Here is a 23,963-nt window from a genome sequence, read left to right as displayed (position 1 = left end):
AGCAAGGCATGGAATTTGCGTTTTATCTTTGCGGACTGGTGGCGGTGCTGACGACGTTGCGCGTCATTACCCACACTAATCCGGTACATGCGTTGCTGTACCTGATCGTTTCGCTGTTGTCGATTGCGGGCGTCTTCTTCTCGATGGGGGCCTATTTTGCCGGTGCCCTGGAGATCATCGTCTACGCCGGGGCCATCATGGTGCTGTTCGTCTTCGTGGTCATGATGCTGAACCTGGGCAAACAGACCGAGAAGCAGGAGCGTGAGTGGCTCAGCCCGTCATTGTGGATTGGCCCGGGCATCGTTTCATTACTGCTGCTGGTGGTGATGATCTACGCCATCCTGACAGCCAATGACCAGGGCATTGATGGCACCATCATCGACGCCAAAGCGGTGGGCATCAGCCTGTTTGGTCCTTACGTGCTGGCGGTTGAACTGGCTTCGATGCTGCTGCTGGCGGGTCTGGTCGTGGCGTTCCATATCGGTCGTGAAGAGCGTCAGGGCGAAGTCCTGAGTAACCGTAATGCTGACGCCGCTCAGGTGAAAAAGGAGAACGCATGATCCCGTTACAACATGGATTGATTCTTGCTGCCGTGCTGTTTGTCCTTGGACTGACGTCGCTGGTGATACGCCGCAATCTGCTGTTTATGCTGATCGGCCTTGAAATCATGATCAACGCCGCCGCTTTAGCTCTGGTGGTTGCCGGGAGCTACTGGGGTCAGGCCGATGGACAGGTGATGTATATCCTGGCTATCAGCCTGGCGGCAGCGGAAGCCAGTATTGGTCTGGCACTGCTGCTTCAGCTCTATCGTCGTCGTCAGACGCTGAACATTGATACTGTGAGCGAGATGCGCGGATGAATCTTCTCTATTTAACTGTCTTGTTTCCGCTGATCGGCTTTCTGCTGTTAGCGTTTTCCCGCGGTCGCTGGTCAGAGAACCTGTCGGCCACGGTGGGTATGGGATCGGTGGGTCTGGCAGCACTGACGACGGCGTTGATCGGTTTCGAGTTCTTCGCCAGTGGCCAGCAAGCCTACACCCAGGCACTCTGGACGTGGATGCATGTGGGCAATTTCGACATGAAGGTGAATCTGACGCTGGACGGCCTGTCGCTGACCATGCTGTCGGTCGTAACCGGTGTCGGCTTCTTCATTCATATGTTCGCCTCCTGGTACATGCGTGGAGAGGAGGGCTACTCCCGCTTCTTCGCCTACACCAACCTGTTTATTGCCAGCATGGTGGTTCTGGTGCTGGCCGATAACCTGATGCTGATGTATCTGGGCTGGGAAGGGGTAGGGCTGTGTTCTTATCTGCTGATCGGTTTCTACTACAGCAATCCGGAAAACGGCAAAGCGGCGATGAAAGCCTTCATCATCACCCGTGTCGGCGACGTCTTCCTGGCATTCGGTCTGTTCATTCTCTACAACGAGCTGGGCACGCTGAATTTCCGCGAGATGATGGAACTGGCTCCGGCGCACTTTGCCGCAGACAACCATATGCTGCAGTGGGCAACGCTGATGCTGCTGGGTGGCGCGGTCGGTAAATCGGCACAGCTGCCGTTACAGACCTGGCTGGCCGATGCGATGGCCGGTCCGACACCGGTTTCGGCGCTGATCCACGCCGCGACCATGGTGACGGCGGGTGTTTACCTGATTGCCCGCAGCCACGGTCTCTTCCTGCTGACGCCAGAAGTGCTGCATCTGGTCGGCATCATTGGGGCAATTACCCTGGTGCTGGCAGGCTTTGCTGCGCTGGTGCAGACCGACATCAAACGTGTTCTCGCATACTCCACCATGAGCCAGATTGGCTATATGTTCCTGGCGCTGGGCGTTCAGGCGTGGGATGCGGCGATTTTCCATCTGATGACGCACGCCTTCTTTAAAGCATTACTGTTCCTCTCCTCGGGTTCAGTGATTCTGGCCTGCCATCACGAACAGAACATCTTCAAAATGGGTGGCCTGCGTAAGAGCATTCCGCTGGTCTATACCTGCTTCCTGGTCGGTGGCGCGGCGCTGGCGGCACTGCCGCTGATTACGGCGGGCTTCTACAGTAAAGATGAAATTCTGTTTGGTGCGCTGGCTAACGGTCACATCAATCTGATGGTAGCGGGTCTGGTCGGGGCGTTCCTGACCTCTATCTATACCTTCCGCATGATCTTCATCGTGTTCCACGGCGAAGAGAAAATTCATGCACACGCCGGTAAAGGCATTACCCATCATCTGCCGCTGATTGTGCTGCTGCTGCTCTCCACCTTTATTGGTGCGCTGATTACGCCACCGCTGGCGGGTGTACTGCCAGCCAATGAGTTCGGTGAATCGGGCAAAGTGGGACTGGAAATCACCTCGGGTGTGGTCGCGATCGTTGGCATTCTGATCGCAGCCGCACTGTGGCTGGGCAAACGTGAGCTGGTGACCCGTATCGCAAACAGTGCACCGGGCCGCTTCTTCGGCACCTGGTGGTTTGCGGCCTGGGGCTTCGACTGGCTCTACGATAAAGTGTTCGTCAAACCTTATCTGGGTATTGCGTGGCTGCTGAAGCGCGACCCACTGAATGGTCTGATGAACCTGCCTGCGCTGCTGTCACGCATTGCCAACAAAGGTCTGGTGGTCAGTGAAAATGGCTACCTGCGCTGGTACGTGGCGTCAATGAGCGTGGGTGCCGTGCTGGTGCTGGCTCTGCTGCTGGTGATTTAAAGATTGATGAGCGGGGCAGGTTAGTTAATCTGCCCATTGAGAATGTCAAAAATTGTCCTGAGCAAGGGCGTTATCGTCGCAGCCAGTTTGGTTACCGCCAGCGCACAGCAACCGGAGCATACCGAGGTATGTGAGGATTGCGAGCACTGCCGGGAATCAAAATGGCAAGTAAGATAGCCCGAACTAAGACAAAGAAAAGGGAAGTGTGCCGTGTTATTACCTTGGCTAATTATCATACCCTTCGTCGGCGGTCTGATCTGCTGGCTCACTGAGCGCCTTGGCGCGAAGGTGCCACGCTGGATCGCGCTGATCACCATGGGGCTGACGTTGGCGCTTTCACTGCAACTCTGGTTGCAGGGAGGCTATTCACTGACGCAGGCAGCGGGCATTCCGCAGTGGCAGTCAAGTTTCTCCGTTCCGTGGATCCCACGCTTCGGCATCAGCTTCCATTTAGCCATTGATGGCCTGTCGCTGCTGATGGTGGTGCTGACCGGTCTGCTCGGTCTGATGGCGGTGCTCTGTTCCTGGAATGAGATTTCAAAGTATCAGGGCTTCTTCCATCTGAATCTGATGTGGATCCTGGGCGGCGTAATCGGTGTGTTCCTCTCCATCGACCTGTTCCTGTTCTTCTTCTTCTGGGAAATGATGCTGGTGCCGATGTACTTCCTCATCGCGCTCTGGGGTCATAAAGCATCGGACGGTAAAACCCGTATCTCCGCCGCGACCAAATTCTTCATCTATACCCAGGCTTCGGGTCTGGTGATGCTGATTGCGATTCTGGGCCTGGTGTTTGTCCACTACAACGCGACCGGCGTCTGGACATTCAGCTACGAACAGCTGCTGCAGACGCCAATGTCGAGCGGGGTTGAATATCTTCTGATGCTGGGCTTCTTTATCGCCTTTGCGGTCAAGATGCCGGTAGTACCGTTGCACGGCTGGCTGCCGGATGCGCACAGTCAGGCTCCAACGGCCGGTTCTGTTGACCTGGCGGGTATCCTGCTGAAAACCGCGGCTTACGGCTTACTCCGTTTCAGCCTGCCGCTGTTCCCGAACGCGTCAGCCGAGTTTGCGCCGATCGCCATGTGGCTGGGCATCATCGGTATCTTCTACGGTGCCTGGATGGCCTTCTCGCAGACCGACATCAAACGTCTGATTGCCTATACCTCGATTTCGCACATGGGCTTTGTGCTGATTGCCATCTACACCGGCAGCCAGCTGGCGCTGCAGGGTGCAGTGATCCAGATGATTGCACACGGTCTGTCCGCTGCGGCACTCTTCATTCTGTGTGGTCAGCTGTATGAGCGTCTGCATACCCGTGATATGCGCCAGATGGGTGGCCTGTGGTCGCGCATCAAATGGATTCCGGGCCTGTCGCTGTTCTTTGCTGTTGCCAACCTCGGTATGCCGGGCACCGGTAACTTCGTCGGTGAATTTATGATTCTGACCGGCAGCTTCCAGGTGGTGCCGATGATTATTGTCATCGCAACCTTTGGTCTGGTGTTCGCCTCTGTCTACTCGCTGGTGATGATGCAGCGCGCTTACTACGGCGAAGCGAAATCGAAAGATCCGCTGCCAGGCATGTCACCGCGTGAGTTTATGACTATCGGTGTTCTGGTGGTGCTGCTGGTGCTGCTGGGCGTCTATCCACAGCCGATTCTGGATACTTCGCACGCTGCCATGAGCAATATTCAGCAGTGGTTTACCGCTTCAATTTCAACTACAAGGCCGTAATTCGCCATGACAATAACTCCTCACCAATTGATTGCGTTGCTACCGCTGTTAATCGTCGGATTGACGGTGGTGGTTGTGATGCTGTCCATTGCCTGGCGACGCAACCACTTCGTTAACGCCACGCTAACGGTAGTTGGCCTGAACCTGGCGCTGCTCTCGCTCTACTTTGTCGGTCAGGTCGGGGCAATGGATGTCACGCCGCTGCTGCGCGTCGATGGCTATTCGATGTTTTATACCGCGCTGGTGATGCTGGCGAGCCTGGCGACCTGTACCTTTGCCTATCCATGGCTGGCGGGTTACCCGGACAACAAAGATGAGTTCTACCTGCTGGTGCTGATTGCGGCGCTGGGTGGCATCGTGCTGGCCAGTGCTAACCATCTGGCTTCGCTGTTCATCGGCATTGAGCTGTTGTCGCTGCCTCTGTTTGGTCTGATTGGTTACGCTTTCCGCCAGAAACGCTCGCTGGAAGCGGCGCTGAAATACACCATCCTCTCAGCGGCAGCCTCCTCATTCCTGCTGTTTGGTATTGCGCTGATCTACGCCGACTCAGGTAATCTGAGCTTCGTGGCGCTGGGTCAGAGCCTGACGGACAGCATGATTCACGAGCCGCTGTTGCTGGTGGGTCTGGGCATGATGATCATCGGCCTTGGCTTCAAGCTCTCACTGGTTCCGTTCCACCTCTGGACGCCCGATGTTTATCAGGGTGCGCCTGCGCCGGTTTCAACCTTCCTGGCAACTGCCAGCAAGATTGCGATCTTTGGTGTCATCATGCGTCTGTTTATGTACGCACCAGTGACCGACAGCGAAGCGGTACGTACAGTGCTGGCCATGATCGCCTTCGTGTCGATTCTGTTCGGTAACCTGATGGCGATTTCGCAGAGCAACATCAAGCGTCTGCTGGGTTACTCCTCTATCGCCCACCTTGGTTATCTGCTGGTGGCGCTGATTGCGGTGAAAGATCATCAGCTGTCGCTGGAAACCTCAGGTGTTTATCTGGCCGGTTATCTGTTCAGCAGCCTGGGTGCCTTTGGTGTGGTGAGCCTGATGTCCAGCCCGTATCGTGGCCCGGATGCCGACTCACTCTACTCTTATCGTGGCCTGTTCTGGCATCGTCCTGTCCTTTCAGCGGTGATGACAGTGATGATGCTGTCGCTGGCGGGTATCCCGATGACGTTGGGCTTTATCGGTAAATTCTACGTTATCGCGTCAGGTGTCAGTGCTCACCTGTGGTGGCTGACCGGTGCCGTGGTCGCGGGCAGCGCGATTGGCCTCTACTACTATCTGCGCGTGACGGTCAGTCTTTACCTCAGCCCGCCGGAACTGCACACCCGTGACACTCCGGCTAACTGGGCGTTTACCGCCGGTGGTGTGGTCGTGCTGATCTCCGCCATTCTGGTGCTGCTGTTAGGGGTTTACCCACAGCCGCTGATCAGACTGGTGCAGATGGCTCAGCCGCTGATGTAAACAGGTATCTGCAACTGATGAATCAGGCCTCCGGGCCTGATTTTTTTTGCCTTAGAGATGAGGTGACCCGCCGATGCTGGATGGCGACACCGTTCTGATGTAGCGTGTTGTGATTAGCAAGGAGAGACCATGAACATTGACTGGCAGGATAAACACCATAGCGAACTCACCGCCCGGGAACTTTACGACTTACTGGCATTGCGCAGTGCCGTGTTCGTCGTGGAACAGCAGTGCGCGTATCAGGATGTGGATGGTAAAGACTTGCAGGCGGAAAACCGGCATCTGCTGGGGATAACGGATGGTCAGCTGGTGGCCTATGCGCGACTTCTCTCACCGGAAGATAAGAGCAGCCCGGCAAAAATCGGGCGGGTGATTGTGTCCGATCGGGTGCGTGGTGCGCGGCTGGGCAGCCGTCTGATGGAGAAGGCGATCAGCCGTTGTCAGCTGCACTGGCCGGGTCACGATCTGTTTCTCTCCGCTCAGGCACATCTGGAAAATTTTTACGGGCAGTATGGCTTTGTGGCGGCAGGGGAGAGCTACCTGGAAGATGGCATTCCGCATATTGATATGGTGAAAACTGCGCTATAAAAAAGGCGAGGCCTGAGCCTCGCCTCATACTGCAGACAAACCCAGGTCAGAGTGAAACTGACAGCAACCTCTCAACTCAACGCGAAGGAAACACGGTCAGAGGAGGAAAGCGTCCCGCGCCATGGACAAAAACGCCAGGAGCGTTTTTGAACAACGCAACGCGTTGGCCCGTTTATGGGCGCACCTCAGGGATGAGGTGCGTACTAAAAACGCAGGGAGCGTTTTTGAACAACGCAACGCGTTGGCCCATTTATGGGCGCACCTCAGGGATGAGGTGCGTAATCGCGCGGGCCGGGCATGTCATGGATGACGGCTTTTGCGACTTTCCGATCTGATCGTGTTCCCTGAGCAGGCTCGCTCTCATCGCAAATCGGTGCAGACTTTGTCAGAAAAAAGGCGAGGCCTGAGCCTCGCCTTTTTCCATCAACCCACCGTCATCTGACGGTCATCGACATATTTGCGCTGATCCGGCGCAGGCGGGAAATACTGATAAAGCCATGTTTCGCTCAGCGTTTCATCCTTGCTACGCAGGAACAGACGCATCTCCACCGGCTGGGTGGAATCACTGTTCGGATACCAGTCAAACAAAATGCGGTATCCCTTCAACGGATCGACATACAGAATTTCAACCTGCTTCACGCTGCCGGATGAGACAGTAATCACCGGCTCAATGCCTTTCGGCGCGGCAGCCTGCAGATCACCACCAATAAAATCGATGGCGAAGCGACGGCACCAGGTTTCAGGGAAGTGCTCGCCAGGCGCCCAGCCTTCCGGGAAGCCACCGATACCGGTACGGGTGGCATCCACACGCGCCAGACCGCTTCGCACCGGCGGCAGACCACTCCAGTAGAGTTTGTAGGAGAAGTTCAGCTCACTACCCGCTTTGACCGGTTCCGCCGGTTGCCAGAAGCAGACGATGTTATCCAGCGTTTCACCCGTGGTTGGGATCTCCATCAGGTTGATCGCGCCTTTGCCCCACTTGCCGACCGGCTCAACCCACAGGCTCGGACGTTTGTCATACCAGCCAATCACATCCTGGTAATCTTTGAAGTCGTGATTCAGCTGCAGCAGGCCAAAGCCACGCGGATTCTCATCTTCATAGGCGTTGAACTGCAGACGCTGCGGATTATTCAGCGGACGCGCAATCCATTCGCCTTTACCGGTCCACATTGCCAGACGATCGGAGTCGTGGATCTGTGGATGGTAAGTGTTGCACATGCGACGTTCGTTGGTGCCACAGCTAAACATGCTGGTCATTGGCGAGATGCCGATCTGACGGATCTCTTTACGGGCAAACAGGTGGTTTTCTACTTCCATCACCACGCGTTTCTCTTCGCAATGAATGATGAACTTATAAGCACCGGTAAGGCTGGCACCATCCAGCAGGGCGTAACAGGTGAAAGTGGTATCTTCCGCTTTTGGCGTTTCAAACCAGAAGGCGGTGAAGTCCGGGAACTCTTCCTGACCGTTGCTGAAAGTGTTAATCGCCACGCCACGCGCCGAGAGACCGTACTGGAAGGTATCGTCAACGGCACGGAAGTAGCTTGCGCCGAGGAAAGAGACGATGTCGCGACGGGCCAGCTCCGGCTTTTTAAAGGCGCGGAAACCGGCGAAGCCGAGGTCAGTTTTGCCCTCCAGCTGCTTTGTATCCACGTGGGCGTTGTTGTAGTTGAACAGCTCGGGGCGGAAATGAATTTCGCGCGCCTCGCGGCTTGCGCCGTCAACAGAGAACATACGGATGCGACGCTTAAAGCCCATACCAACATGGAAGAACTGCACATCCAGTTGACGGTCAGGCAGGTTATTCCACAGCGAGTGGTTAGCGTCATACTGAATTTCGTTGTACGCCTGCGGGGTCAGTGTAGCCAGCGTCTCCGGCAGCGCGCCTGGTGCACCGCCCCAGGGTTTTTTCGCCAGCGCGGCCGCGTTTTTCTTCAGTACGTCAAAATCGAAGCGTACGGCGGTTCCGTCAGCAATGCCATCTTCTGCCCATGCGGATTGCGCAAACAGCGTTGACAGGCCGGTCATGCCGCTGACGGCGGAGAAGGCCATTGACGCTTTCATAAACATTCTTCGATTCATGCCAGAGATCATTCCTTAGCTGTTCGAGGGTGTCGTGACTGTTGTGCCAAATGCACTTTTATGGCCCGATAATCACAGGCAACAGAGGGGTACGACAGTAGGGTTACTGGAAAATTCAGTCCCGACAAAATTTATCAGATTAATCAAAGAAGCGAAGCGAAATTCGGCGGTTGCCGTGGCGTCTTACACTTCTTTGCGCAGCGAAACGGTGCACCGCCTGAGTTGAGCAACTTTAGCAGATGAAAAATCAGGTGATTCCTGGATCAGGAAAACAGCAGAGCGCCAGATTATGACTATAGTTAATGAACTGCTTTGCAATTCACACGGAGGAAACGATGGTAAACCAGACAAATCAATTCGAAACGAACCTCGATGACGATATTGCGTTACTGACCGAAACGCTGGAAGAAGTGCTTAAGGCATCAGGCGATCCGGCCGATCAGAAGTACATTGAGCTCAAAAGCAAAGCCGAACAGGCGCTGAACGATGTGAAATCCCGTGTCAGCCAGGCGTCAGATAGCTATTACTATCGCGCTAAGCAGGCGGCTTACCGCGCTGACGATTACGTGCATGAAAAACCGTGGCAGGGCGTCGGTATTGGCGCAACTGCCGGTCTGGTGCTCGGTCTGCTGCTGGCCCGTCGCTAATCGCGACCTGCTCATTCAGATGTAGCAGACAACTGCAGTGAAAAACGGCGGGGAAATCCCGCCGTTTTTGTTGACTTCTTACTGCCCTGAATTCACTCATCTGCGCCACTGAATCCCGCTCAACCCTCTGACATTTAAGCGCAACGTGCTGCCTTAGCCGCAACAATCACAATCGCTGGTCATGCCGATTGTGTTTCCCGGGTGGACTTCATACAGTGAAGCAAACGTGAAAAGGAGAATCCGACGTGATTAAAGTAGAGATGCTGTCAACCGGGGATGAGGTGCTGCATGGCCAAATCGTCGACACCAATGCAGCCTGGCTGGCGGATATGCTGTTCCAGCAGGGTTTGCCCATGACCAGTCGCACCACGGTAGGGGATTCACTCGAGTCGCTGATCGCTACGCTGCAGGCGCGCAGTCATGAGGCCGATGTGCTGATAGTCAATGGCGGTCTGGGGCCAACCAGTGACGATCTGAGTGCGCTGGCTGCGGCCCGCGCCTGTGGGGTTGAACTGGCGATGCAGCAGGAGTGGCTGGAGCAGATGGAAGCCTGGTTTGCCAGTCGCGGGCGGATAATGGCGGCCAGCAATCGCAAGCAGGCTGAAATCCCGGCCAATGCGGAGCTGATTGATAATCCGGTAGGAACCGCCTGTGGTTTTGCCCTGCAACTCAATCGCTGCTGGATGTTCTTCACGCCTGGCGTGCCGTCTGAATTTAAAGTGATGGTGGAGCAGCAGATCATTCCGCGTCTGAAAACAAAATTCTCGCCGCCCGAGCCACCGGTTTGTCTGCGGCTGACCACCTTTGGTCGCGGTGAAAGTGATATTGCCGCCGAACTGGAGCCACTCGCCCTGCCGGAAGGGGCGGTGATGGGGTATCGCTCATCGATGCCAATCATCGAGATCAAGCTTACCGGCCCGGCCAGCCAGCGGGTGGCGATGGAGCAGGTGTGGCAGCAGGTGCGTCTGCTTCTGGCGGAGTGCACCATTTTTGAAGGCACCGAAGGTCTGCCGGCACTGCTGGCCCGCGAGCTGGAGCAGCGCGGTGAACAACTGGCGGTCAGCGAGCAATACACCGCCGGTCTGCTTTACTGGCAACTGGCGGCCGCCAGCGTGCCGTTGCGTGGCGCGGACATCCTGCCTGCCCGGCAGGAGACGCTGGAGCAGCAGGTGAGCCGCACCCGCGATCTTGCCGCGCAGCAGCAGGCAGCGCTGGCACTCTCTGTTGGCAGCCTGGAACAGGAAGAGATTTCGGTGGCGTTGCATACGCCAGAGGGCAGTTTTGGTCAGCGCGTGAAGTTCAGCACCGGTCGCTATAACCTTGAAACGCGGCAGAAGGTGGTGGCGATGATGGCGATGAACATGCTGCGTCGCTGGTTGCACGGCAGTGAAGTGAGCACCGGTCACGGCTGGATTGATGTGGTTGAAACTGTCAGACAGTAATGTCAGTGAAAATAAAACGGGCGCCTGAGGCGCCCGTTTTGTATGTGGACAAAGGTAGTCGCAGCTCGCTGTAATACCCAGCCTGCGAAGGGAACACGGTCAGATCGGAAAGACGCAAAACCCGTCATCCCTGACCTGCTCTACCCACGCCATCCATGGCGTGGGACGCTTTCCTCCTCTAACCGTATTCCCTGCGCTTCGTACTAATTCATTGCGGTTAAATTTATCCGGATTTGAATTTGTCAGCAGAATGAAAGACGCCTGCTGCAGTTATAACTCAAGCTCAATCTCGCCTTTAGCTTTGCAGCAGCAGGGCAGGATCTCATCCTGCTGCACAAAGGCCAGCGGCCGCTGTGGGTAATGCACTTCGCCTTTCAGCAGCCGCATCCTACAGGAGCCGCAGTAACCTTCGCGGCACTGAAACTCCACGCAGAGATTGTTGGCTTCCAGCAGCGTCAGCAGGTTGGTGTGCTCGTCTGTGCATTCCAGCCGGGTGCCGGAAGTGCGCAGAATAACAACGTCACGGCTCATGATTAAAGCTGGAAGTCGTCGAAGTCGTTAGCGCCTACTTCAGAGTCGATCTGACCGACCAGATAAGAGCTCACTTCCACTTCCTGCGGCGCGACCTGAACGTTGTCAGACACCAGCCATGAGTTGATCCATGGAATCGGGTTAGAGCGCGTCTGGAAGGGCAGATCAAGACCCACCGCCTGCATACGGATATTGGTGATGTACTCAATGTACTGGCAGAGAATGTCTTTGTTCAGGCCGATCATCGAGCCGCCGCTGAACAGATATTCTGCCCACTCTTTCTCCTGCAGCGCCGCCTTCTTAAATAGCTCAAAGCACTCTTCACGGCACTCTGCCGCAATCTCTTTCATTTCCGGATCGTCTTCACCGCTGCGCAGCAGGTTCAGCATGTGCTGGGTGCCGGTCAGGTGCAGCGCTTCATCGCGGGCGATCAGCTTGATGATTTTGGCGTTGCCTTCCATCAGCTCGCGCTCAGCGAAAGCGAAGGAACAGGCGAAGCTGACATAGAAACGGATCGCTTCCAGCGCGTTGACGCTCATCAGACAGATATAAAGCTGCTTCTTCAGCGCACGCAGGCTGACCACAACCTGCTTATCGTTGACCTGATGGGTGCCTTCGCCCAGCTGATGCCAGTAGTTGGTCATCTCAATCAGATCGTCGTAATAGCGTGAGATATCCTGAGCACGCGCCAGAATCTGCTCATTGGTGACGATATCGTCAAACACCACCGCGGGATCGTTCACGATGTTACGGATGATATGGGTGTAAGACCGGGAGTGAATCGTCTCAGAGAATGCCCAGGTTTCAATCCAGGTTTCCAGTTCAGGAATCGAGATCAGCGGCAGCAGGGCAACGTTCGGGCTGCGACCCTGAATCGAATCCAGCAGCGTCTGATACTTCAGGTTACTGATAAAGATATGCTTTTCGTGGTCCGGCAGCGCCTGGTAGTCGATACGGTCGCGCGAGACATCCACCTCTTCCGGACGCCAGAAGAAGGAGAGCTGCTTTTCGATCAGCTTTTCAAAGATGTCATATTTCTGCTGGTCAAAGCGCGCCACGTTGACTGACTGACCGAAAAACATCGGCTCTTTCAGCTGATCATTTTTGTTCTGTGAGAAAGTGGAGTAAGCCATAAAAGTTGTCCAAAAGTAGACGAAGCCAGGCCTCGTGAAATGAATGAGGCGGGAGAATCTCCCGCCTGACCATTAGATCTTACAGGCGCCGCTTTCGCAGCCATCATCCTGGATAGAAGGTGCCAGGTCATCCTGCGCATCTTCCGCACCGTCACGGGTGTTCTGATAGTAGAGCGTTTTCACGCCGAACTTGTACGCCGTCAGCAGATCTTTCAGCAGCTGTTTCATCGGCACTTTGCCGTTGGCAAAGCGTGACGGATCGTAGTTGGTGTTGGACGAAATCGCCTGGTCGATGAATTTCTGCATCAGACCCACCAGTTGCAGGTAGCCGTCGTTGTTCGGCATTTCCCACAGCAGCTCGTACTGATCTTTCAGACGCTCATACTCCGGCACTACCTGACGCAGGATGCCATCTTTCGATGCTTTGATGCTGATGTGGCCACGTGGCGGCTCAATGCCATTAGTGGCATTGGAGATCTGCGACGAGGTCTCAGACGGCATCAGCGCAGACAGGGTCGAGTTGCGCAGGCCGTGCGTTTTAATCTCTTCACGCAGACTCTCCCAGTCGAGATGCAGCGGTTCGTTGCTGATCGCGTCCAGGTCTTTCTTGTAGGTGTCGATTGGCAGAATGCCCTGCGCATAGGTGGTTTCATTGAACCACGGGCAGGCACCTTGCTCTTTTGCCAGCTCGTTTGACGCTTTCAACAGGTAGTACTGAATCGCTTCAAAGGTTTTGTGGGTCAGGCCATTAGCACTGCCATCGGAGTAGCGCACACCGTGCTTCGCCAGATAGTAGGCGTAGTTGATGACGCCGATACCCAGGGTACGACGACCCATGGCACCACGCTGGGCAGCCGGAATCGGGTAATCCTGATAGTCGAGCAGGGCATCCAGTGCACGCACCGCCAGGGTAGCCAGCTCTTCCAGATCGTCCAGGCTTTCGATGGCACCGAGGTTAAACGCAGAAAGCGTACAAAGCGCGATCTCACCGTTTTCGTCGTTAACATCTTCCAGCGGTTTGGTCGGCAGGGCGATTTCCAGGCAGAGGTTAGACTGGCGAACCGGCGCGATGCGCGGATCAAACGGGCTGTGGGTGTTGCAGTGATCGACGTTCTGAATGTAGATACGGCCAGTTGAAGCACGTTCCTGCATCATCAGCGAGAAGAGATCGACCGCTTTAACACGCTGCTGGCGGATGCTCTTATCCTGTTCATATTTGGTGTAGAGACGCTCAAACTCATCCTGATCGGCGAAGAACGCATCATAGAGGCCAGGCACGTCAGACGGACTGAACAGAGTAATGTCTTCGCCTTTCAGCAGGCGCTGATACATCAGCTTGTTAAGCTGAACGCCGTAGTCCATGTGACGCACGCGGTTGCCTTCAACGCCACGGTTGTTTTTCAGCACCAGCAGGCTTTCGATTTCCAGATGCCACATCGGGTAGAACAGTGTCGCTGCGCCGCCACGTACGCCGCCCTGAGAACAGGACTTCACTGCGGTCTGGAAATGCTTATAGAACGGGATACAGCCGGTGTGGAACGCTTCACCACCGCGAATCGGGCTGCCCAGCGCACGGATACGACCGGCGTTGATGCCGATACCGGCACGCTGAGAGACATATTTCACAATCGCACTGGAGGTGGCGTTGATGGAGTCCAGGCTATCGCCGCACTCGATCAGCACACAGGAGCTGAACTGACGTGTCGGGGTACGCACGCCCGACATGATTGGCGTAGGCAGCGAGATTTTAAACGTGGAGATCGCATCATAGAAACGCTTGATGTAATCCATACGCGTGTCGCGCGGGTAGCCAGAGAACAGGCAGGCAGCAACCAGAATGTAGAGGAACTGCGCGCTCTCGTAGATTTCACCCGAGACGCGGTTCTGGACCAGATATTTGCCTTCCAGCTGCTTCACCGCGGCGTAGGAGAAGTTCATGTCACGCCAGTGGTCGAGGAACTCGTCCATCTGTGCGAACTCTTCCTGGCTGTAATCTTCCAGCAGGTGGCGATCGTATTTGCCCATGTCGACCATCTTAACGACCTGGTCATAAAGCTTCGGCGGCTCAAACTGACCATACGCTTTTTTGCGCAGGTGGAAGATCGCCAGGCGGGCAGCCAGGTACTGATAGTCAGGGGCATCGCGAGAGATGAGGTCTGCTGCGGCCTTGATGATGGTCTCATGAATGTCAGAGGTTCTGATGCCATCATAGAACTGAATGTGAGAGCGCAGTTCGACCTGTGAAACTGAGACGTTGTTCAGCCCTTCAGCTGCCCAGTCCAGCACACGGTGAATTTTGTCGAGATCAATGCGCTCCTGGCGGCCATCGCGTTTAGTAACGAGCAGACTCTGGTTCATGTCGCGTTTTTACCTTTGCGTGAGTATCCAAAAATTAAAAGAAATCCCGGCTTATGCACAGCATATTCATTGTGAATAATGTGTGGATAAACACTACATCTTGGGGGTGATGGGAAGTACCATAACTACATGGGGGCTTATTTTAGTATTTTACGGCCGCTTAACAAGAGTAAAAAATGATGGATAGAGGGGTTGTATTTTTGGCGAAAATTCTTAGGCCATGCCTTGTAAGGCCTGGCAACATGTCAACCAGATCACACTTTTTTTTCTAAATTTGATCGGACGCGTATTTCTTATTCAATCCTCAGGATTCAGCAGAAAAAGGGATGAAAAATGGGAAAAAGCCGCTAGCGGGATGTGAAGCTGCAGAGAGTCCGCTGCCGCGGTTTATGACAGTTCACTGCTATAACGACGTAACTCTCTGGCAGAAAAAAGAATACCCTTTCGTCTGTTTATCCGGAGTACTCGCTTTGTACCGAGTGTATGAGGATTGCCTTTGCTGCAACTCCTTTACGACAGAGGCATAAAACTAGATGAACTGGCTGACCAGGATGACCATACCCAGACCGACTACTGAGTTTATCAACTCCAGCAGCCCCCAGGATTTGAAGGTGTCCTTCATTGAGATTCCAAACGTCTCTTTGAACAGTAAGAAGCCGCCGTCATACATCAGTGTAATGGTGTTACTGCCGCAAGCGACTGCCAGCACCATCAGCGCCGGATTAAGATGAAAGGCTTCTATCATCGGCGCCACGATGCCCGCTGAGGTAATGGCGGCCACCGCACCCTGGCCGGTCAGAATGCGGATTACCGCAGTGATTAACCAGGCGATAATAAAGGGTGAAAAGGGCACATGACTCATAAGCTGGACAATGCTGTTGCCCACATCAGAGTCAATGATCACCTGCTTGAGGATACCGCCGGCACTGATGACGAACAGCACGTTAGAAATCTGTGAAATTGAGTTGGTGACGTTATGCGTGATGCCTTCGGAGGTCATTCCCCGCTTAACACCCAGAAACCACATCGCAGCCAGCGTAGCGAACACCATGCTGACTTCCGCACTGCCCAGCAGCTTAAAGACGCGTGTCAGTTCAGATCCCTCACCAGCCAGCGGCTTGATGACCGAAGCCAGAATCATCAGCACCGCAGGGATCAGTGGGATCAGGATACTGATTCTGAAAGGAGGGAGATCGGCAGGGGCCAGCTCTTTGATCGGTTTGATCATGGAGTTCAGCGGCATACGGCTGATTCCTGGCAGGAAGCGGGGCAGTAAAACGCCTGCACAAAACAGCGCAGGGACAATCACCACGGCGCCATAAAGATAGACCTGCACGATATCTGCGTTGAATGCGCTGATCAGAGCAACCGGTCCTGGCTGCGGTGGAAACAGGCTGTGTCCCATTGTTGCACCGACCACCGTAGGGATGACCAGTTTCATGTAGGGGATATCCGCTTTTTTAGCGATGTTCATCACCAGCGGCATTGCAATCAGGAAGGCCACCTCGTAAAACATCGCAATACCGAATATCACGCCGATAAACATCAGTCCGGTGGACAGGAAGCGGGTGCCACAATGGCGGATGACGGTATCCGCTATCTGCTGGCTTGCGCCTGATTCGGTCATGAACTTCCCAATGATCGCACCGAATATAATGATTAGCGCCAGGTGGCCCATGATACTGCCGATACCCTGCTGGACGACGCCGACTATTTTATCTGCCGGGATACCAACCATGATGGCAACGAACATGCCTGCAATCAGCAGAGAAAATACGTTATGAAATTTATATTTAAGATTGAGCACGACTAATATTGCGATACCTGCTAATACCCAAAAGAGTGATAAAAAGGGCGTCATAGTTATCCTTAAGAGATGAGGTTAATTTTTTTCAGGCAGAAACGATTTTCAATCCTACCATTCTAGTATATTTAAATTTCAGGATGGGTTTTTTGAAGCCTGTCACAGTGTTATTAATCCACTGCTTTGGTCCGCGTTGAGATATTTTTATTTCGAGGATTTTGATCTGGTTATTAATGGGTCTGGCAATTTTTACTGATGATTTTTTATTTTAAATATTGAAATTCCTGGTTTTTAAACGTTAGCTGGGTCTGTTTTCAGTTAAGTTGAATCATGAGGTTTAAGTTTAATTATTAATATATTGTGGAAATAGAATTTATTCTGTTTTGGTAAGCGTTGTTATCTTAATGTTCCGATGAATGTTATCAGGCAGAAAGCTGGCATGAAGCGCTTGCATATATTTAAGGTGAGGTGTAACGCAATGCGGCAATTGTGATGCTGAATCAGCGAATAATTTTAAATTTGCTGTTAATTCGGCTTTGACATTATTCATACCCGCCTGTGTTCAGGCGGGTATTTTCACTTATACGGCGCGGTGCGTGTGCACCATATAATTGACATCAGTACCCGGGGCCAGTTTGAAGCGGTTGGTTACCGGATTGTAGTGCAGGCCGATGATGTTACGTTCACGTAGCGTCGTTTCATCGACCCAGCCCAGCAGTTCGGAAGGACGGATAAACTTCTTCACGTCATGGGTGCCGCGCGGCAGCATGCGGAGCACATATTCTGCGCCAAAGATCGCTAGCAGCCAGGCTTTAGGGTTGCGGTTCAGCGTTGAGAAAAAGACTTCGCCGCCGGGTTTGACCAGTTTCGCGCAGGCGTGAACCACCGAACGCGGATCCGGCACATGCTCCAGCATCTCCATACAGGTCACCACATCATATTTTCCGGCGTACTGTTCGGCATGCTCTTCAACGGTCTGCTGCACGTAGTCCAGCGCCACGCCGCTCTCAAGAGCATGCAGGCGCGCCACGGCCAGCGGTTCAGCGCCCATATCCAGGCCCGTCACCACTGCGCCTTCACGCGCCATGCTTTCCGCTAAAATGCCGCCGCCGCATCCCACGTCGAGCACGGTTTTACCAAATAAACCGTTGCTGTGCTGCGCGATATAGCCCAGGCGCAGCGGGTTGATGCGGTGCAGAGGTTTAAATTCACCCTCCAGATCCCACCAGCGCGAGGCAACCGCCTCAAACTTGGCAATTTCCTGCGCATCGACGTTCTGCTGATGATTCTGCGGTTGTGCATTCATTGAATCGTAACTCCTGACAAAATGTGCCCACAGTATAAACGCTTAACCGCGGATGGCACACCTTTCAGGCGTAAGGAAAAGCGGGCGATATCGGTGGTTAACGTTCACCCGGGCATTGCAGTGTGATATACTTTCGCACCTTTAAAATCCGGGATTAAGTAGAGGGATAGCGGCTCCATGAGCGACCTTGCGAGAGAAATTACACCGGTCAATATCGAAGAAGAATTAAAAAATTCTTACCTCGGTTACGCCATGTCGGTCATCGTTGGCCGAGCTTTACCCGATGTGCGTGATGGCCTGAAGCCGGTTCATCGTCGCGTACTCTATGCGATGAGCGTACTGGGTAACGACTGGAACAAACCCTATAAAAAATCTGCCCGCGTCGTCGGTGACGTTATCGGTAAATATCACCCGCATGGTGATTCTGCCGTTTACGATACCATTGTACGTATGGCCCAGCCTTTCTCCCTGCGTTACATGCTGGTGGACGGACAAGGCAACTTCGGTTCCATCGACGGCGACTCCGCTGCAGCGATGCGTTATACCGAAATTCGCATGTCGAAAATCGCCCACGACCTGTTAGCTGACCTGGAAAAAGAGACCGTCGATTTCGTACCGAACTATGACGGCACTGAGCAGATCCCTGAAGTTCTGCCAACCAAAATCCCTAACCTGCTGGTGAACGGTTCGTCCGGTATCGCCGTGGGTATGGCAACCAACATTCCACCGCACAACCTGCGTGAAGTGATCAACGGCTGCCTGGCGTACATTGAAGATGAGAACATCAGCATTGAAGCGCTGATGGAGCACATTCCGGGGCCTGATTTCCCGACCGCCGCCATTATCAATGGTCGCCGTGGCATCGAAGAAGCGTACCGCACCGGACGCGGCAAGATTTACATTCGCGCGCGTGGCGAAGTGGAAGCCGATGCGAAAACGGGCCGCGAGACCATCATCATTCATGAGCTGCCGTATCAGGTGAACAAAGCCCGCCTGATTGAGAAGATTGCGGAGCTGGTGAAAGAGAAGCGTGTCGAAGGTATCAGCGCACTGCGCGATGAGTCTGATAAAGACGGCATGCGCATCGTGATTGAGATCAAGCGTGATGCGGTCGGTGAAGTGGTCCTGAATAATCTCTATTCACTGACACAGCTGCAGACCTCGTTTGGTATCAATATGGTGGCGCTGCATCAGGGCCAGCCGAAGATTATGGCGCTGAAGGAGATTCTGGACGCCTTCGTTCGCCATCGTCGTGAAGTCGTAACGCGTCGTACCATCTTTGAACTGCGCAAGGCCCGTGACCGCGCGCATATCCTGGAAGGTCTGGCGATTGCGCTGGCGAATATCGATCCGATCATCGAGCTGATTCGTCGTGCGCCAAACCCGGCCGAAGCGAAAGCGGGTCTGATTGCCCAGGCGTGGGATCTCGGTAACGTGTCAGCGATGCTGGAGCGTGCCGGTGATGACGCCGCGCGTCCTGAGTGGCTGGATCCGCAGTACGGCATCCGTGACGGGCAGTACTATCTGACCGAGCAGCAGGCTCAGGCGATTCTGGATCTGCGTCTGCAGAAACTGACCGGCCTTGAGCACGAGAAGCTGCTGGATGAGTATAAGGCGCTGCTGGAGCAGATCGCTGAGTTGCTGCACATTCTGTCGAGCGCTGAGCGTCTGATGGAAGTGATCCGCGAAGAGCTGGAGCTGATGCGCGATCAGTTTGGTGACGATCGTCGTACCGAGATCACCGCAAACACCGCCGATATTAATATCGAAGACCTGATCAATCAGGAAGATGTTGTCGTGACCTTGTCGCATCAGGGCTATGTGAAGTATCAGCCGCTGAGCGACTATGAAGCGCAGCGTCGTGGTGGTAAAGGCAAGTCAGCCGCGCGTATCAAAGAAGAGGACTTCATTGATCGTCTGCTGGTGGCCAATACCCATGACACGATTCTTTGCTTCTCAAGCCGTGGCCGTCTGTACTGGATGAAGGTTTATCAGCTGCCGGAAGCAAGTCGTGGCGCGCGTGGACGTCCAATCGTCAACCTGCTGCCGCTGGAAGCTAACGAGCGTATTACGGCGATTCTGCCGGTACGTGAGTATACCGAAGGCTTCAATATCTTTATGGCGACCGCGCTGGGTACCGTGAAGAAGACGGCGCTTAAAGAGTTCAGCCGTCCACGCAGCGCCGGTATTATTGCCGTGAATCTGCGTGATGACGATGAGCTGATCGGCGTGGCGCTGACTAATGGCAACGATGAAGCGATGTTGTTCTCCGCAGCCGGTAAAGTGGTTCGCTTTGCAGAGTCCGCAGTTCGTGCCATGGGTCGTACCGCTTCTGGCGTGCGCGGCATCAGGCTGGCTGAAGGCGATCGTGTGGTGTCGCTGATTGTGCCGCGTGAAGAAGGTGCCATTATGACCGTGACGCAGAATGGTTACGGTAAGCGTACGGCCAACAGCGAATACCCGACGAAGTCGCGTGCGACGCAGGGTGTTATCTCAATCAAAGTGACCGAGCGTAATGGTCCGGTGATTGGCGCGGTTCAGGTTGTCGATGGCGATCAGATTATGATGATCACCGATGCCGGTACGCTGGTGCGTACCCGCGTGTCAGAAGTGAGCGTCGTGGGTCGTAATACCCAGGGTGTGATTCTGATTCGTACCGCTGAGGATGAGAACGTCGTCGGACTGCAGCGTGTTGCCGAGCCGGTTGAAGAGGAAGAGCTGGATTCAATCGACGGCAGCGTGGCGGAAGGTGAAGATGATATTGCGCCGGAAGCTGAGATCGACGATGAAGAGATTGCACCGGAAGCGGATGCTGAAGACGAAGACGACGCAGCAGAAGACGAAGAGTAATTTGTCTGAAGTGAGCTGAGGTTCGTTGCAGAAACGGCAGGTCAGGGGAAACCCGGCCTGCCGTTTTTTTTTGGAGATCGGGTGTGGGTGGCTGTGAGTCGGGAGCCGCCGAAAGGCCCGCTATTCCCGATCGCAAAGGATTCCCGCATCCCTGCGGATCGGCCACGCCATCCGTGGCGTGGACGCTTTGCTCTTCGGGCATAGCCAGCCTTTCTCGCTGGGATTACGGTGTCGCTTTGAGTTCTTACGGGCAGGCCTGTACGCAAGCCTTCCTGTTCACTGATAGCTGGCTGCTTTCGCTATCTTAAAAGATTCCCAAACCTTCCGCTAAGCCTGCGGCTGGCTGGCTTTTTTCGCCTGATAAAGCTAGTGTATGGGCATTAAAAATCGATGATGCGATTAACCTTGCCAACTGCGAGTTACCTTTGAAATATCCTGTCTCTTTCCGCACTACGCTTCGCATCTCGCGCTATCTTTTCCGCGCGCTGGCGCTGCTAATCTGGACGCTGGGCGCTGTTCTGACGGCGTTTTACATCATCAGCGTGCTGCACAATAAAGAGACGCAGGTCCGGCAGGAGTTCGCCAGCAACTACGGCACGATTCAGTGGTATGTGCGCCATTCGGCGGACATGATGCGTGAGCTGAAATATATCACCGAGAACCGCCTGACCAACGCCAGCAGTGGTCTGGATGTGCTGACCGGCATGATGCCGGGCAAAACTACGCAGCCGCAGTTTACGCCACTCTTTTCGGATGGCGACTGTACTTCAATGAGCAATACCTGGCGCAACTCGCTCGATTCCCTCAGCTACTACATCAATTACTGGAAGAGCAACTTCGCCTCGTCATATGAGCTTAATCGGGTGTTCTTTATCGGTGGCGAGAGTCAGTGTCTGGCGGACTTTACCATTGGCAGCAGTAATGCCGATCGGGAACGCAGCCTGAAATCGCTGCGTGAGAATGTACTGCGCTATCGCAATAGCAGCGAAGAAGATCGCCGCAATCCAATGTACTGGATCAATAGCAGTGCGCAGCCCGGCGTCGGCACCTTCTATATGGTAGTGCCGGTTTATGTCGCCAATAAGTTACAGGCGCTGCTGGGTGTTGAGCAGAACATCCGGCTGGATGAGTTTATTCAGCCGGGCAGCCTGCCGATTATTGCGTCTATTACCGACGAAAATTACCGTCCACTGCTTAACTCGCGGCGCGGCGGGCTGGGCTTCTCGCTGGATAATCTGCCGGATGATAAAACCTGGTTTGGTTATCTGAATGGGTATCGTCAGCTGGTGCTGAAGAAACCGCTGCCGCCGTCCGATCTTAACGTGGTGTGGTCGATACCCACCGACGTCATGGTGGATCAGCTTAAGCTGATGATTATCAATGCGCTGCTGCTTAATATTTTCAGCGCCGTGATCCTGTTTACTCTCGCATGGGTGTTTGAGCGACGGATGTTCCTGCCGGCGGAGGAGAATGCGCACCGGCTGGAAGAGCATGAGCAGTTTAACCGTAAGATTGTTGCCTCTGCGCCGGTCGGGATCTGTATCTTACGTACCAGCGACGGCACCAATATTCTGAGTAACGAGCTGGCGCACAACTATCTGACGTTGCTGACGCAGGAAGATCGTCTGAGACTGAATGAGATTATTGGCGGGCAGCAGGTCAACTTTGTCGATGTGCTGACCGGCAGTAATACTAACCTGCAGATCAGCTTTGTGCATTCGCGCTATCGTAATGAGAACGTGGCGATTTGCGTGCTGGTCGATGTTTCGGCGCGCGTACGAATGGAGCAGTCTCTGCAGGAGATGGCCCACGCGGCAGAGCAGGCCAGCCAGTCTAAATCGATGTTCCTGGCTACCGTCAGTCACGAGCTGCGCACGCCGCTGTATGGCATTATCGGTAATCTCGACCTGTTACAGACCAAAGAGCTGCCCAGCGGCATCGACTCGCTGGTGACGGCGATGAACAACTCCTCCAGCCTGCTGCTGAAGATCATCAGCGATATTCTCGATTTCTCGAAAATTGAGTCCGAGCAGCTGAAAATTGAGCCGCGTCCGTTTGCACCGCGCGAAATCGTCACCCACATCGTCGGTAACTATCTGTCGCTGGTGGTGAAGAAGCGGCTGACGCTCTACTGCTTTATCGAACATGATGTGCCGCAGGTGCTGGATGGCGATCCGCTGCGCCTGCAGCAGGTGATCTCGAACCTGCTGAATAACGCGATTAAGTTCACGCACACCGGCTGTATTATCCTCCACGCCTGGGTTGCCGAAGGCTATCTGGCCTTCCGCGTCCGTGATACCGGCGTCGGCATCCCGGCGAAAGAGCTGCCACGTCTGTTTGATCCTTTCTTCCAGGTAGGCAGTGGCGTGCAGCGTAATTTCCAGGGCACCGGGCTGGGACTGGCGATCTGTGAAAAGCTGATCAATATGATGGACGGTGACATTGAAGTTGACTCAGAGCCAGGCATGGGCAGCCAGTTCATCGTTCGTATTCCGATCTACAAAGGGCAGAAGCCGTCACTGATGCTGCTCGAGGATTTGAAAGAGAACAAAGTCTGGCTGGCGATGCGTAACGACTATCTTGCGGAGTTTATTACCCGCCAGATTCAGCAGCAGGGCATTGAGGTCGCGGAATATAATGGTAAGCCGGGTCACGACGATGTGGTGATGACCGATTACGACCTGGAAATCGACTTACCGCTGCGGGCGCTGATCACCTTCGATGGCTCGCATGTGGATATGCCGCGTGAACGTCAGCCGGGACGCTGGATCCACTCAACAGCCACGCTGCACGAGGTGCCGGCGCTGCTGGCGCGCATCTACCGTATTTCGCTGGGCCACGATGCGGCGGATGCGTTGCTGCTAGCCGCGCCGGTCGAAGAGAAAGTGCATAACGATGACATCATGGTGCTGATTGTCGATGACCATCCGATTAACCGCATGCTGCTGTCGGAACAGCTGGGTACGCTGGGCTATCAGGTGAAAACCGCACAGGATGGCGTTGATGCGCTTAACGTGCTGAGTCGTAATGAAATCGACATCGTGCTGACGGACGTGAACATGCCAAACATGGATGGTTATCGCCTGACGCAGCGGTTGCGTCAGCTGGGCCATCTCTTCCCGGTCGTGGGCGTGACGGCAAATGCGCTGGCGGAAGAGAAACAGCGTTGTATGGATGCGGGCATGGATAACTGCCTGTCAAAACCGGTGACGCTGGATGTGCTGAAAGTGACGCTGGCCATCTATGCTGATCGGGTGCGTAAAACGCGGATAGGATAGGACAGGATAAAGCAGGATAGGGCAGAGGTAAGGCGGTGCAGGCTGCACCGCCTCAGAA

General features: G+C 54.5%; 16 protein-coding genes. 10 read left to right on the top strand and 6 right to left on the bottom strand.

Annotation, left to right across the window (positions count from 1 at the left end; genetic code table 11):
• Positions 1-8: 8 nt before the first annotated feature.
• From nuoJ to FA92_RS12100, 6 genes are all read left to right on the top strand, one after another.
• Positions 9-560: an NADH-quinone oxidoreductase subunit J gene (gene nuoJ, locus FA92_RS12125; RefSeq protein WP_003854237.1), complete on the top strand. Its 552-nt coding sequence runs from the start codon at positions 9-11 to the stop codon at positions 558-560.
• The gene (gene nuoK, locus FA92_RS12120; RefSeq protein WP_003854236.1) at positions 557-859 is read left to right on the top strand and encodes an NADH-quinone oxidoreductase subunit NuoK; all 303 of its coding nucleotides are present in this window, start codon (positions 557-559) and stop codon (positions 857-859) included. The genes nuoJ and nuoK overlap by 4 nt, the downstream gene beginning before the upstream one ends.
• Entirely contained in the window at positions 856-2,691 is a 1,836-nt protein-coding gene (gene nuoL, locus FA92_RS12115) for an NADH-quinone oxidoreductase subunit L (protein WP_033783727.1), read from the top strand. The genes nuoK and nuoL overlap by 4 nt, the downstream gene beginning before the upstream one ends.
• A 210-nt stretch (positions 2,692-2,901) precedes the next feature.
• On the top strand, positions 2,902-4,422 hold the full coding sequence (gene nuoM / locus FA92_RS12110) for an NADH-quinone oxidoreductase subunit M (RefSeq protein WP_033783726.1): 1,521 nt from the start codon (positions 2,902-2,904) through the stop codon (positions 4,420-4,422).
• Positions 4,423-4,428: 6 nt separating this feature from the next.
• Positions 4,429-5,886 (top strand): NADH-quinone oxidoreductase subunit NuoN, encoded by a 1,458-nt coding sequence (nuoN, locus tag FA92_RS12105; RefSeq protein WP_013358569.1) that lies wholly within the window; start codon positions 4,429-4,431, stop codon positions 5,884-5,886.
• 129 nt (positions 5,887-6,015) lie between these two features.
• On the top strand, positions 6,016-6,474 hold the full coding sequence (locus tag FA92_RS12100) for a GNAT family N-acetyltransferase (RefSeq protein ID WP_033783725.1): 459 nt from the start codon (positions 6,016-6,018) through the stop codon (positions 6,472-6,474).
• 423 nt (positions 6,475-6,897) lie between these two features.
• Here FA92_RS12100 and FA92_RS12090 read toward each other — a convergent pair whose 3' ends face one another.
• Complete coding sequence (locus FA92_RS12090) at positions 6,898-8,556, bottom strand: glucan biosynthesis protein (RefSeq protein WP_013358567.1); 1,659 nt, start codon at positions 8,554-8,556, stop codon at positions 6,898-6,900.
• Positions 8,557-8,891: 335 nt separating this feature from the next.
• Between FA92_RS12090 and elaB the strand changes: the two genes are divergently transcribed.
• A complete protein-coding gene (gene elaB / locus FA92_RS12085; RefSeq protein ID WP_013358566.1) occupies positions 8,892-9,203 on the top strand; it encodes a stress response protein ElaB in 312 nt (103 codons plus the stop codon).
• A 245-nt stretch (positions 9,204-9,448) separates the two neighbouring features.
• On the top strand, positions 9,449-10,645 hold the full coding sequence (locus FA92_RS12080) for a nicotinamide mononucleotide deamidase-related protein YfaY (RefSeq protein ID WP_033783722.1): 1,197 nt from the start codon (positions 9,449-9,451) through the stop codon (positions 10,643-10,645).
• A gap of 270 nt (positions 10,646-10,915) precedes the next feature.
• Here FA92_RS12080 and yfaE read toward each other — a convergent pair whose 3' ends face one another.
• The 5 genes from yfaE to ubiG form a co-directional block, all read right to left on the bottom strand.
• The gene (gene yfaE, locus FA92_RS12075) at positions 10,916-11,176 is read right to left on the bottom strand and encodes a class I ribonucleotide reductase maintenance protein YfaE (RefSeq protein ID WP_013358564.1); all 261 of its coding nucleotides are present in this window, start codon (positions 11,174-11,176) and stop codon (positions 10,916-10,918) included.
• A gap of 2 nt (positions 11,177-11,178) precedes the next feature.
• A complete protein-coding gene (gene nrdB / locus FA92_RS12070) occupies positions 11,179-12,309 on the bottom strand; it encodes a class Ia ribonucleoside-diphosphate reductase subunit beta (RefSeq protein WP_013358563.1) in 1,131 nt (376 codons plus the stop codon).
• 72 nt (positions 12,310-12,381) lie between these two features.
• Positions 12,382-14,667 (bottom strand): class 1a ribonucleoside-diphosphate reductase subunit alpha, encoded by a 2,286-nt coding sequence (gene nrdA, locus FA92_RS12065; RefSeq protein ID WP_013358562.1) that lies wholly within the window; start codon positions 14,665-14,667, stop codon positions 12,382-12,384.
• Between the two features lie 529 nt (positions 14,668-15,196).
• Positions 15,197-16,528, bottom strand: coding sequence for a gluconate:H+ symporter (locus tag FA92_RS12060; RefSeq protein WP_033783720.1), 1,332 nt, complete (start codon positions 16,526-16,528; stop codon positions 15,197-15,199).
• 523 nt (positions 16,529-17,051) lie between these two features.
• The gene (ubiG, locus tag FA92_RS12055; protein ID WP_033783718.1) at positions 17,052-17,777 is read right to left on the bottom strand and encodes a bifunctional 2-polyprenyl-6-hydroxyphenol methylase/3-demethylubiquinol 3-O-methyltransferase UbiG; all 726 of its coding nucleotides are present in this window, start codon (positions 17,775-17,777) and stop codon (positions 17,052-17,054) included.
• A 177-nt stretch (positions 17,778-17,954) separates the two neighbouring features.
• Between ubiG and gyrA the strand changes: the two genes are divergently transcribed.
• Both gyrA and rcsC read left to right on the top strand, forming a co-directional pair.
• The gene (gyrA, locus tag FA92_RS12050; protein ID WP_013358560.1) at positions 17,955-20,627 is read left to right on the top strand and encodes a DNA topoisomerase (ATP-hydrolyzing) subunit A; all 2,673 of its coding nucleotides are present in this window, start codon (positions 17,955-17,957) and stop codon (positions 20,625-20,627) included.
• Positions 20,628-21,052: 425 nt separating this feature from the next.
• Complete coding sequence (rcsC, locus tag FA92_RS12045) at positions 21,053-23,905, top strand: two-component system sensor histidine kinase RcsC (protein WP_013358559.1); 2,853 nt, start codon at positions 21,053-21,055, stop codon at positions 23,903-23,905.
• Positions 23,906-23,963: the final 58 nt, after the last annotated feature.

The organism is Pantoea sp. 9140 (assembly GCF_000745295.1).
GTDB classification, from domain to species: domain Bacteria; phylum Pseudomonadota; class Gammaproteobacteria; order Enterobacterales; family Enterobacteriaceae; genus Pantoea; species Pantoea vagans.
This window is presented reverse-complemented; position numbering and strand designations above follow the sequence as displayed.